The organism is Faecalibacterium sp. Marseille-P9590 (assembly GCF_017377665.1).
Taxonomy (GTDB): domain Bacteria; phylum Bacillota; class Clostridia; order Oscillospirales; family Ruminococcaceae; genus Faecalibacterium.
Genome location: NZ_JAFREF010000016.1, coordinates 43,359 through 56,097, shown reverse-complemented (window position 1 = coordinate 56,097; position 12,739 = coordinate 43,359). Strand labels below are relative to the sequence as shown.

Sequence of the window (12,739 nt, the reverse complement as noted above, 5' to 3'; positions counted from 1 at the left end):
CTTGGCGCTCAAGTATAATACCATATGCCGGGCCACTTTGCAAGCCTTTTTTACAAGTTTTTTGCTCTTTTTTCGCTTTTGTATACATCCGCTAGTTTTTTGCTTGAAATCAGTCCCTGCTTTGACACCGACTCAGCACACCTGCGGCGTGCGGCTCCTCCCAGTGGGAGGAGGCGTTGCACTATATATAATAAGAAGAGCATCTGCTGCCTTCACCGGGCAAACGGATGCTCTCTCTTATATATAATAGTTACTTCTGGGCATACACCTGTTTGAGGTGTTCCGTAAGCTTCATATTCTCGCTATAGTCTACCGGCACCACGATGACACTGGGGACATCCTGTTTGAAAGCCTCTTCCAGCGTGGGGATAAGTTCCTCTGCCTTCTCGACGCGATAGCCCTTGCAGCGCATAGCCTCTGCCAGCAGCTTGAAATCGGGGTTCGAGAAGTCCACATAGCAGTGCTCACCGCCGAACTGCTCCTGCTCCTTCCACTTGATGAGACCGTAGCTGGAGTCCTCCCAGATGAGGGTCACAAAAGGCACATGCTCCCGCACCGCTGTTTCCAGCTCCTGACTGTTCATCATGAATCCGCCGTCGCCGCAGACCGCCAGCACCTTCTTCTCCGGATAGAGAAGTTTTGCCGCGAACGCACCCGGGATGGAGAAGCCCATGCTGGCGAAGCCGTTGGAGATGAGGCAGGTGTTGGGCTCATAGCAGTCGTAGTGGCGGGCGATCCACATCTTATGGGCGCCCACATCGCTGACCACAATGTCGTCGCGGCCCATGACCTTACGGACATCGGCGAGGATGCGTGCCGGCTTCATGGGGCAGCTGTCGTCCGCCGCCATTGCCTCATGCTCTGCCACCATCGTCTGGCGGAGAGCCAGTGCAAATTCCGGCTCACCGGTGCGGTGGGCGCAGCGCAGTATCTCATACAGACTTTCTGAAATGTTGCCCACCACTTCCACAGCAGGCTGATACCGCTTGTTGACATCGGCGGGGGCGCTGTCGATGTGGACGATGGTCATATTCTCCCGTGCGCCCCACTTGGCCGGTGCGCACTCCACGATGTCGTAACCGATCGCGATGACCACATCCGCCCGATCGAAGAGCTGGTTGACATAGTCTTTCTGCGGGATGCCGATGGTCCAGAGGCTGTATTTGTCGTCCATCGGGATGATGCCCTTGGCCATCATGGTATTGACCACCGGGATGTGCAGACGGTCAGCCAGCTCGGTGACAGCAGCGGCGGCATGGCCGCGCACGGCACCTGCACCTGCAAGGATGACCGGATTTTTTGCCTCACTGATGATTTTTCCTGCCGCTGCAATGTGGGTCGGGTCGGAATAGACCTCATGCATCTGCTGGCGCTTGAGCGGCACAGCGTCGGCGGGCATTTTTGCGATATTCTGGGGCAGGTCGATATGGGTCGCGCCCGGCTTGCCCTTTTCGGCGTGCTTGAAGGCCAGCCGCACGATTTCGCCCACCGTGTCGGGGCGGATGATCTGCTTCGAGCGCTTGGTGATAGGCTCAAACATTGCGGTCAGGTCAAGGTACTGGTGGCTGGTGAGCTGCATCCGGTCGGTGCCGACCTGTCCGGTGATGGCCACCAGCGGCGCACCGTCCAGATAAGCATCCGCCACACCGGTGACAAGGTTGGTAGCACCGGGGCCAAGGGTGGACAGGCAGACGCCGGCCCGGCCGGTCAGACGGCCATAGACATCCGCCATAAAAGCCGCACCCTGCTCGTGGCGCACCGGGATGAAGCGTATCTTGCTGTCTCGAATCGCAAACATCAGATCCAGCGTCTCTTCGCCCGGAATGCCAAACATCACATCGACGCCCTCAGCTTCCAGACAGTCCACCAGCACCTGCGCAGTCGTTTTCATTTCCTTCATCTTCTTTCCCTCCCAAAACGAAAAAGGCAGCGCAGCCCCATGCGGGCCACGCTGCCTTTGCTGCGCTTATTGTAAACGATTTTCGGCCATCCCGCAAGTGCAAATTTCCACAAAAAACGACTTGCTTTCGGTTTTTGCTCCGGCAGGCTTGACAAGCGGCGGGACAGGCCGTATGATGAAAGTATCTTTTTTGCAGTGAGGTAGTTATCATGTCCAGCGTCACCATCCGCGGCTGCTGCATCGGCGCAGGCCGTCCGAAAGTCATCCTGCCCATCGTCGCCCGCACAGAGGACGATATTCTCCGTGAGGCCAGGCGGCTGTCCGCGCTGAAAGCTGACTGCATCGAGTGGCGGGCCGACTGGTTTTCTGATGCTCTGGATGCTGCCGCACTGAAGCGGGTGCTGTCCGGTCTGCGAGCAGCGCTGGGCGAAAAGCTCCTGCTCGTGACCTTCCGTACCAAAGCAGAGGGTGGAGAAACCTCCCTGACGCCGCAGCAATACGCTGATTTCTGCGGCACAGTCTGTGTCAGCGGCTGTGCCGATCTGCTTGACGTCGAGTTCTTCCCGAATCAAGAAGAACTTCCGGCCCTCATCGGGCAGGCGCACAAGGCCGGTGTCGCAGTGGTTTGTTCCAGCCATGATTTCCACAAAACGCCGTCCCGGACGGAGATGGTCACACGCCTGACCGCCATGCAGCAGACCGGAGCCGACCTGCCCAAACTGGCTGTGATGCCGAACTCTCCATCTGACGTCCTCGAATTGCTGGCCGCCACAGCAGAGATGGCAGAGCAGCACCCCGAAACGCCCGTCATCACCATGAGCATGGGTGCGCTGGGTGCAGTGAGCCGCCTGTGCGGTGAGACGTTCGGCTCTGCCATGACCTTCGCCAACCCCGGGCAGGCCAGCGCACCCGGACAGGTGGCGCTGGATGTAGTGAATGAAGTACTGGACAGCTTGAGCCTCGAGTAAAAAGTTCAATATTCCCCAGTAATTGCAGCAGCCCCGCTTTTTAGTCGGGGCTGTTTTTCATTTTCCAAAAATTGTCTGATACGTCAAATTTCAACAGCCCACATTGGCTATTTTTCCAGATTTTTGCGAGTTTCTGCAAAGACATTGACATTCTGTCGTTGAAATCATATCATTGTGTCATAAAAGATGAAAAGCGCTGCAGCGAGTTGTATTTCATCGTTTCTGCTCCATCTCAGCGAAATTGTGCCATGCCGGCAGGAGGTCCCACCATGATGCAGTGTGTCAGACGATGCAGTTTTATTTGTGGAGCTGTTCTCAGTCTCCTGCTTCTGCTCTGCAGCTGTCAGATCGGGGTAGGAACAGGACAGTTTGTCCAGCCGCCAGACATTCCCCCGGATGACAGCTCTCAGGGAAAGACGCAGCTTCTTTCTGCTCTGAATCAGGAGTATTTCCACCGCGTCCAGATCTCCAACCATTTTATACAGGGCAGTGACTCTGCTGCTGAGACAGTATTTCTGTATCTTGCGCAGAACTCCGGCGGCGACATCAACAAAGCGGTCGAGTTTTTAGCCGAAAATCCCGAAGATGAATATTGCCGCGCGAATTGTGCCGACGCTGTTCTGAGCAGAATTTCTCCCTCGCCCAGCGAAACTTACTGGGTCAGTTATTCCTTCCTCTCTGCCGACATTCTGGAGGACGGCGTCCTGAAAGAAGATGTAGAGTTTGGCCCCGTTGCTGGAAAGCTCATCGACAATCGGAATCTTCTGGTTTCGTCGGATTCTTATCAGCCTTACGACTGCCAGAGATCCGGCTTTGCCGTCGGCGTCATCGGCGGTCAGGCGCTCGTCGTGGCAGTGTTCGTTTCCTGACAACATTTTTCAAGATAAGCAAAAATGACCGCTGCGGTCTCCTGCTCCGCGGCGGTCATTTTCTCTGTCCGCCCTATTGGGCGAACCATTATACTCTTATAATAAAGGATCCTGCCAACGCTTGTTAACAGAGAAAAGATTGCTTTTTGTCGATTTGCGCAGTTTTACATTGTAAACTGCACTGCGCAGAATGCGGCATAGATACAGAGCAGCGCCACACCCTGCACACGGGAGAGCTTTCCACGCACCAGCGCCGGGATGGTCAACAGCACCATCACCAGCAGCATCACGGGCAGCTCGAGCACCAGACTCGAGTTGATACCGAACAGGGTCGCACTCTGAGGGATTTCAAACGGTGCCAGTGTCACCGACATGCCGCTGACCAGCACGAGGTTGAAGACATTCGCACCCACGACATTGCCCAGCGAGAGGTCGCTGTGGCCCTTCATCAGCGAAGTAATGGCCGTGACCAGCTCAGGCAGCGAGGTACCCAGCGCCACGAAGGTCAGCGCGATGACCGATTCCGGCACGCCCATCGCCTGCGCGATGATGGTGCCGTTGTCCACCAGCAGGTTCGCGCCCAGCGCGATGAGGGCTGCGCCCACCACCAGCAGCAGGACGATTTTTCCGATGCCCATCGGCTCTTCCTCATGCTCCGGCTCTGCCGGGGCATTTTTCATCTGCCAGACATTCGCCGCCATATAGGCCACGAACATCCCCAGCATCAGCAGGCCCATCGGACGGGTAAAGCGGCCCATGCCGTAAGCTGCCACGCAGTAGATGGCCGCAGCCGCAAAGAAGAAAGCCACCGGCACACGCAGGGTCTTCGGATCCACCTTGCCGGGCCGCACGGCCACCGTAATGGCCGCGATGAGGGCCGCGTTGCAGATGACAGAGCCGATGGCGTTGCCGTAGGAGATCTCGCCGTGGCCGGACACTGCCGAGATGGTGGACACCATCACCTCGGGCAGGGTAGTGCCGATAGACACCACCGTTGCGCCGATGAGCAGCTCCGGCAGATGGAATCGGCGGGCCAGCGCCGATGCGCCGTCCACGAACCAGTCACCGCCCTTGATAAGGCAGAGCAATCCCAAAAGAAACAGGATGCCGGGGATTATCATATCGTTCCTCCCAATATCTCTCCGGGCGCAAATCGCGCCGCATCACATAACAAAAGCCATATTGTATATGATACCAAATTTCCGTGTGGAATACAACGTCCGTTAGAAATATTTTACCCCTATCCTATATAAGGTAGCCAGAAACATAAAAAGCTCCCCCGAAGGGGAGCTTAAAAGCTTATTTACACCACTTTGCAAACTCTTCATCGGTACACTTGACGTAGTGGCTGCCGCTGACGAGGTGGCTGGTGCCTTTGCTGTAGTCGATGCCGGAAGTGGCATAGTCGTAAGTCTCGGCCACGCGGCGCTTTTCCACCACCGGGTTCGGCAGCGGGATAGCCGACAGCAGGCTCCGGGTGTAGGGATGAATGGGATTTGCAAAAATTTCTTCCGTGGTACCCGTTTCCAGCAGGTGGCCCAGATGGAGCACACCGATACGGTCGGAGATGTACTTGACCATGGACAGGTCGTGTGCGATAAACAGATAGGCCGTGCCGGTCTCCTGCTGGATGTCCTTCATCAGGTTGACGACCTGTGCCTGGATCGACACGTCCAGTGCCGAGATGCACTCGTCGGCGATGATGAGCTTCGGGTTCATGATGAGGGCGCGGGCGATGCCGACGCGCTGGCGCTGACCGCCGGAGAACTGGTGGGGATAACGCTCAGCGTGCTCGGGCGCAAGGCCGACCTTCTCCAGAATTTTCTCCACCTTTTCGCGACGCTCGTCCTGGGTCTTGTACATATGGTGGATGTCCAGACCCTCGCCGATGATGTCCTCCACCTTCTTGCGGGGGTTCAGGGACGCCATCGGGTCCTGGAATATCATCTGCATCTGGGTGCGCAGGGTGTTGTTCTGGGCGTGAGACAGACGTCCGCTGATGTCCTGCCCGTCGAAGGTGATTTTGCCTGCGGTGGGATCATACAGCCGGATGATGCTGCGGCCAATGGTGGATTTGCCCGAGCCGGACTCACCCACCAGACCGTACGTCTCGCCGGGATAAATTTCAAAGCTGACATCGTCCACGGCCTTGACGGTGAAGTTCTTGTTCACCTTGAAATACTGTTTCAGTCCCTCGACCTTCAGAAGAGGGGTAGCGCTCTGTGCTGCCATTTACTCCGCCTCCTCTATCTTTTTTGCTTCTGCGCTCATACGGGCCACACGGTCTTTCAGCTCAGGCGGCATCTCCACCTTGGGAGCGCGGGGGTCCAGCAGCCAGGTAGCTGCGAAGTGGGTGTCGCTGATCTTGAACATGGGCGGGTCGATCTCGTCGTCGATCTCCAGCGCGTACTTGTTGCGGGGCGCGAAGGCGTCGCCGGCCTTCTCATGCAGCAGGTTCGGCGGCGAACCGGGGATGGTGTACAAACGCTCGTCGGCGGTATCGAGGTCGGGCATGGCCGACAGCAGACCCCAGGTGTAGGGGTGGCGCGGGTCGTAGAAGATCTCGTCGATGGTGCCGGTCTCCACGATCTTGCCCGCGTACATGACATCGACATAATCGGCCACCTTTGCCACGACGCCGAGGTCATGGGTGATGTAGATGACCGAAATGCCGCGCTCCTTCTGGATGCTGCGGATGAGCTCGAGGATCTTTGCCTGAATGGTCACATCCAGTGCGGTGGTGGGCTCATCGCAGATGAGCAGGTCCGGGTCGCAGGACAGCGCGATGGCGATGACCACGCGCTGACGCATACCGCCGGACAGCTGGTGCGGGTAGCTCTTCATCCGCTTTTCGGCGTCAGTGATACCGACTTCTTCCAGTAGCTTGAGGGCCTTCTGATATGCCTCAGCCTTGGGCATCTTGAAGTGCCAGAGCATCCCTTCCATGATCTGCTTGCCGATGGTCATGGTGGGGTCAAGGCTGGTCATGGGGTCCTGAAAGACCATGGCGATGCGCTTGCCGTTGATGTGGCGGCGGATCCACTTTTTATCTTTTTGCAGCAGATCGACGGTTTCAGGGCTGCCGTCGGCGTGATGGTAGCTGAACTGGATGCTGCCGCTGTTCACCTTGGCGTTCTGGGCAAGAATGCCCATGGCCGCCTTCATGGTGACAGACTTACCGGAACCAGACTCACCCACCAGCGCCACCGTCTCGCCCTTGTACAGGTCGATGTTCACGCCGCGGATGGCGTGGACGGGGCCAGCCGTCGTCTTAAAGGTAATATCAAGGTCTCGCACCGACAAGACCTGTTCTCTTTTCGTATCAGGCATGTTGTGCGCCTCCTTACATACTCTTCATCTTGGGGTCAAGTGCCTCGCGCAGGCCGTCGGCCAGCAGGTTGAAGCTGAGCATCAGCAGGCTCATGACCACGATGGGCGGGATGATCTGATAGGGATGGGTGGTGAAGCTGTTGTACAGCTCACTGATCAGGGAACCCAGCGAGCACTGCGGCACCGGGATGCCCAGACCCACGAAGGAAAGGAATGCCTCGGTAAAGATCGCGGTGGGGATGCTGAACATGACCTGAGTGATGATGGGTCCGATGATGTTGGGCAGTACTTCCTTAAAGATAATGAAGAAGCTGCCGGCACCCAGAGTGCGGGAAGCCAGAACGAATTCCTGGTCCTTCAGCTTGAGCATCTCAGCGCGGGCGATGCGGCTCATGCCCACCCACTCGGTCAGCATCAGAGCGAAGATGATGGTGATCATGCCGGGCTGCAGCACCAGAAGCAGCAGCGTAACGATGACCAGACGGGGGATGCCGTTGGCAACTTCAAGAAAGCGTTGCATCAGCATATCCACCTTGCCGCCGAAGTAGCCCGAGATGAGGCCGTAGCTCATACCGATGACCATATCAATGACGGCAGCCGCCACGGCGATGATAAGGGAGACGCGGGCGCCTTCCCAGGTACGGGTCCAGATGTCGCGGCCATAGAGGTCGCTGCCGAACCAGTAGTAGACGTCATCCTTGCCTTTTTCGACATAGTTGTTGACGATCTTCGTACCGGTGGTCGTGCTCATCTTCTCGCTGCCGTCCAGAATGCCGAACTGCTCGATGCCGGGGACACGAGGCGCAAAATTCTTCTGGCTCAGATCCTGGCCGGAATAAGTATAAGCATTCATTCCCGGGCCAAAGATGGCCAGCAGCAGGATGATCATGATCATCACGAGGCCCAGCACGGCGCTCTTCTTGCGGAAGAAGCGGATGCGGACGTCTTTCCAGAAGCTCTGGGCCGCGAAGTTGGTATCCACCGCGATTTCAGCCGCGTTGTCCTTCCGGGCAAACTCTGCCTCGGTGAACTTGTGCTCAGGGTACAGTTCCTGCACGGCCTGCGTGATGGCTGCGGCGGTGCTTTCGCCGCCCAGTCGAATCGCTTTTTCTGCCATATCAGTCGTCCCCCTTTGCCAGACGGATGCGCGGGTCGATGATGCCGTACAGCAGGTCAACGACCAGCATGATGCCAATGTACATGGCGCTGTAGATGAAGCTCAGACCAATGACCACGTTGTAGTCGTTGGACTGGATGGCCGTCACCAGCAGGCTGCCCACGCCGGGGATGGCGAAAATTTTCTCGACCACCAGCGAGCCGGTCATCAAATCAACGATGAGCGGGGCCAAAACCGTAATAATAGGAATGAGCGCATTGCGCAGGGCGTGGCGGAAGATCAGCGCCGGGCCGGAGATGCCCTTGCTCTCGGCCAGCAGCATATAGTCAGAGTCGAGGACTTCTATCATCTCGCTTCGGGTGAAGCGGGCGATGGATGCCATGGTGAACATGGACAGCGACACGCTGGGCAGGACACTCGAACCTAAGACATCCTTGGCGGAGAACAGCATCGGGAACCAGCGGAGCTTGAAGCCGAAGGTGTAGCTCAGGGCCAGTGCGAAAACGTAGGACGGCACCGACACGCCGATGACCGAGATAACGGTGGCAATGGTATCAAAAATGGTATCCCGCTTGAGGGCAGCCACAATGCCCAGCACAAGGCCCACCAAAGCGCCCAGCATAACAGCCATGCCGCCGATTTGAATCGAGATGGGCAGGCGGGACTGGATGAGCTGGGAGATGGGCGTATTTTTGGAGATGTTGTAGCTCACACCCAGATCGCCCCGGAGCATATTGCCTACGTAGCGGAAGAACTGGATGTAGATCGGCTGGTCAAGGCCGTATTTTGCATAGAGCGCGGCTCTCATATCGGCTGTCAGCTTTTCGTCGTTGAAGGGCGAGCCGGGCATCAGCTGCATCAGGATGAACAGCACCAGCAGGATGGCCAGCAGCGTAAACAGCGAGGTGAGGATACGCTTGAGCGTATATTTTTTCACGTCAGGTGAACCCCCTTTGGTTTTCCTGTCCGCAGTCAGTCGTGCGCGGGCCGCGGACAGGTACAATGCCAAAAAGGCGCACAGTGGCTTTTGCGGGCCACTGTGCGGCCTTTGTTCAGCGTTTTTTCTTTAAGCGTTCTTTGCAGCCCGCTTGTACACACGGTTCAGAGCCACCGGGTGGAAATCCACGCCGGTAACGGCGCTGGAGATCATCTCGGCATTGCACTGGCCGTACAGCGGGAAGATGACTGCCTGCTCCAGAACGATGGCTTCTGCATCGTACAGAGCTGCCCAGCGGCCCTCGGGATCGGTGCAGAGGTCGCCGGTGGTGCATTCCTCGATGATGGAGTCAAACTCGGCGTCGCTCCACAGACCGTAGTTGTTGGAGTTGCCGGTGACCCACATACCCAGATAGGTCATGGGGTCAGCGTAGTCGGGACCCCAGCGGGTCAGGCCCAGCTGGAAGTTGCCGTCCTGCATATCCTGCACGCGCTGCTTCTTGGGCTCGACGGTCAGGTTCACGGTCAGGCCGGGGAGAGTGGTCTCGAGCTGCTCCTTGACGACCTGTGCCACCTTCTGAGGTGCATCGTCGGCATCAACGATCATGTCGAAGGAGAAGCTGTCCTTGCCCAGCTCGCTCTTGGCGGTCTCGTAATACTCGGCTGCCTTGGCTGCATCGAATGCGCAGGAATCAGCAAACTTGGTCTGGTCGGCGCTGAAATCGCTGCCGTCCGGGCCGGTGGCGAACTGAGGAGGCACGGCGGTGTAGCAGGGAGCAGAGCCGTCCTTCAGGACATCGCCGGTGATGGCGTCGCGGTCCAGAGCAAAGGTCATAGCCTTGCGCAGGTTCTCGTTTGCCAGTTCAGGCACCGCATCGATGTTGGGGCTGATGTACCACAGGTAGCCGGCGCCCACGCTGGTAAACTGGGGGTCGTCCTTTACCTGGTCCACCTGCTCGCCGTTCAGCAGGGTCAGATCCAGTGCGCCGGTCTGGAAGCTCATCAGAGCCTGCTGGCTGTCCTTGATGACCTGATAGGCCAGACCATCCAGAGCGATGTTTGCAGCGTCGTAGTAGTCGGGGTTCTTGGTCAGCTCGAATGCGGTAGCAGCGGGCTGGTAGTCGGTCATGATGAATGCACCGTTGGACAGGACGGTGTCGGGGCTGGTGCCGAAGGTATCCTTGCAGGTGTTGAAGAACGCCTCGTTGACAGGGTAGAAGGTGGGGAAGTACATCAGGCTCAGGAAGTAGCTGACAGGGACGTTCAGCTGAACTTCGAGGGTCTTGTCATCCACTGCGGTCACGCCCAGATCCGTGACGGGCTTCTCACCGGCAATGATCTCTGCGGCGTTGACCACCTGGCCGATGTCAGACAGCATATAGGAATACTCGGAAGCATTGGCGGGGTCAACAGCACGCTGCCAGCCGAACACGAAGTCGGCTGCAGTGACGGCGTCACCGTTGGACCACTTTGCATCGCGCAGGTGGAAGGTATAAGTCTTACCGTCCTCGCTGATGTCGTAGGTCTCGGCGAGGGCCGGAACAGCTGCGCCGTCGGCGTCCATCTGCATCAGACCGTCGGTGTAGTCGGCGATGACCTCAAAGGAGGTGCCGTCGGTGGCGATCTGCGGGTCCAGAGACTGGACCTCAGTCTCCAGCATGATGTTCAGGGTGCCGCCTGCGGCAGTGCCAGCTGCGCTGGAAGCACCGGTGGAGGCAGCGGTAGACGCTGCCGTGGAGCTGGAGCCTCCGCAGGCCGTCAGGGCCAGAGCTGCTGCGGATACGCCTGCTGCTGCCAGAAAGCTGCGGCGCGAAATACGACGATCGAATCTCATAATATCTTTTCCCCTCTCTAACACCGCTTTAACGCATTAAAGCGACTGTTTCTGAAAAATGCACAAGGTGTTCCGCTCCCCCTCTGGAGCTTTCTGCACACCCTTGTGCCTTGGCCGCATTATACATCGTCCACCGCCGAAAGAAAAGACTTTTTGCCAAATTTATCTCCTCGACCCAACGATTTCTGTAGTTTGCCCAACTGCACACCAAAATTTTGATTTGAATTTTGTATAGTTTTGCCCTTGATGTGTATTCATATGAAGTACAGTTCAGGTGAAATAAGTATTACTTGTGCTTTTGCCGCGTACAGTTTCGTGCTGTATCTTTCTTTTATAAAGAAAACAACCCATTATGCTTTCTCGGCATAGCGGGCTGTCCGGGCTTTATTTTACTTTATGTGCCTGAAGTTTTGTCTCAAAAGCACTTTGAAAAGTGCTCAGACTGCCTCGGCAGCAGGTGCTTCGACCTTGCCATTGTACACAGCCTTGTCCAGCTGGCCTTCGGTGGCAGCCACAAGGGTGGTAGCGGCGGCAGCGCCGACGACGTTGGTAGCAGTACGAGCCATATCAGCAATGCTGGAAATGGGCGAAAGCAGGATGATGGCTTCCACCGGCAGACCGGCAGCAGCAAACAGAGCGGTAGCAGTGATGGTGGCCGTGCCAGGCACGCCGACGGTACCGATGGAGACGACCACAGCCAGCACAACGAGGAAGGCGTACTGCACCGGGGTGTAATCAATGCCCAGCAGGTGGATGGTAAAGACAGCCAGCAGGGTGGGCCAGACACCGGCGCAGCCCGGCATACCGAGGTTTGCACCCAGACTTGCACCAAAGGCGGCGATGTCCTCGTTGACGCCCAGCTTCTTGGTCAGCTGGTTGACCGTGACGGGGATGGTACCCACGCTGCTCTGAGAAGTGAAGGCGACAGTGCCGGCGGGCCAGACGCCCTTGAAGAACTGGACAGGATCCAGCTTGCCGACGATCTTGATGAGCGCGCCCTCGACCACGAAGGCCTGAATCGCGCAGAGGACATAAGCCAGCACCAGAACGCTCAGCAGGGGGACGAGGTCGGCCGGAGAAGAGCGGCTGACGGCACGGGCGATGAGGGACAGGACGGCATACGGAGTGAAGGAGATGACATAGCTGACCACGCGGCCCATCACAACGTCACCGGCGTCGATAAACTTCTTGAAAGGGGCGACCTCTTCGGGCTTCTTGGCGGCTATCTTGTTGTAGCTGATGGCGACCAGAATGCAGAAGACCACGATAGGCACCACCTCGCCGTTTGCCCAGTGGGAAGCGAGGTTCTGGGGGAAGAGGCTGATAACCGTGTCCACAAAGGTAGGGACTTCCTTGGCGGTGTAGTCGGTGGCCAGCTCATACTTCACACCGTGGCCGATGTTGGTCACGACACCAGCGATCAGGGTGATGAGGCTGGCGAAGAAGGTGTTCAGGACGAGGAAGAAAACAGTCTTGAGGCCGATGTTCTTCAGGCGGACGGAATTGCCCAGATTGGTGATGCTGGAAATGATGCTGAAGATCAGCAGCGGGATGACCACAGCCGAAACGACGTGGGCATAGATGGTACCCACAGCGGCGACATAGGTGTGGTGGCCCTTGAACACGAGGCCCACAATGAGGCCGAGGCCCACAGCCAGAATGGTGCGCACGCCGAAGTCAACGTGCTTTTTCCTGTGCAGGTAGTACAGCAGGGCAAAAAATACGGCAGTCAGAGCCAGTGCGGCCAGATCCAGAATTTCTACAGACATAAAACGGATTCTCCTT

Annotated in this window: 10 protein-coding genes; 2 read left to right on the top strand and 8 right to left on the bottom strand. The window is 57.4% G+C overall.

What is annotated here, in order from left to right:
* Positions 1-250: 250 nt before the first annotated feature.
* Positions 251-1,900, bottom strand: coding sequence for an acetolactate synthase large subunit (locus tag J3349_RS13300; protein WP_207677739.1), 1,650 nt, complete (start codon positions 1,898-1,900; stop codon positions 251-253).
* A gap of 209 nt (positions 1,901-2,109) precedes the next feature.
* Here J3349_RS13300 and aroD point away from each other — a divergent pair, with 209 nt between their 5' ends.
* Both aroD and J3349_RS13290 read left to right on the top strand, forming a co-directional pair.
* Positions 2,110-2,868 carry a type I 3-dehydroquinate dehydratase gene (gene aroD / locus J3349_RS13295; protein WP_207677738.1) on the top strand — a complete coding sequence of 253 codons (759 nt, stop codon included), beginning with the start codon at positions 2,110-2,112 and terminating at the stop codon, positions 2,866-2,868.
* A 269-nt stretch (positions 2,869-3,137) separates the two neighbouring features.
* A complete protein-coding gene (locus tag J3349_RS13290) occupies positions 3,138-3,737 on the top strand; it encodes a hypothetical protein (protein ID WP_207677737.1) in 600 nt (199 codons plus the stop codon).
* A gap of 164 nt (positions 3,738-3,901) precedes the next feature.
* Here the strand turns inward: J3349_RS13290 and J3349_RS13285 are convergent, their stop codons facing one another.
* The 7 genes from J3349_RS13285 to J3349_RS13255 form a co-directional block, all read right to left on the bottom strand.
* A complete protein-coding gene (locus J3349_RS13285; RefSeq protein ID WP_158395911.1) occupies positions 3,902-4,858 on the bottom strand; it encodes a calcium/sodium antiporter in 957 nt (318 codons plus the stop codon).
* A gap of 178 nt (positions 4,859-5,036) precedes the next feature.
* Positions 5,037-5,969, bottom strand: coding sequence for an ATP-binding cassette domain-containing protein (locus J3349_RS13280; RefSeq protein WP_207677736.1), 933 nt, complete (start codon positions 5,967-5,969; stop codon positions 5,037-5,039).
* A complete protein-coding gene (locus J3349_RS13275; RefSeq protein WP_015565959.1) occupies positions 5,970-7,067 on the bottom strand; it encodes an ABC transporter ATP-binding protein in 1,098 nt (365 codons plus the stop codon). It abuts the gene before it with no gap.
* Positions 7,068-7,080: 13 nt separating this feature from the next.
* On the bottom strand, positions 7,081-8,184 hold the full coding sequence (locus J3349_RS13270) for an ABC transporter permease (protein ID WP_149795104.1): 1,104 nt from the start codon (positions 8,182-8,184) through the stop codon (positions 7,081-7,083).
* A gap of 1 nt (position 8,185) precedes the next feature.
* Positions 8,186-9,121, bottom strand: a complete 936-nt coding sequence (locus tag J3349_RS13265) for an ABC transporter permease (protein WP_207677735.1) — start codon at positions 9,119-9,121, stop codon at positions 8,186-8,188.
* Positions 9,122-9,250: 129 nt separating this feature from the next.
* Positions 9,251-10,954: a peptide ABC transporter substrate-binding protein gene (locus J3349_RS13260; protein WP_207677734.1), complete on the bottom strand. Its 1,704-nt coding sequence runs from the start codon at positions 10,952-10,954 to the stop codon at positions 9,251-9,253.
* A 437-nt stretch (positions 10,955-11,391) separates the two neighbouring features.
* Entirely contained in the window at positions 11,392-12,723 is a 1,332-nt protein-coding gene (locus J3349_RS13255) for a dicarboxylate/amino acid:cation symporter (protein ID WP_207677733.1), read from the bottom strand.
* Positions 12,724-12,739 lie beyond the last annotated feature (16 nt).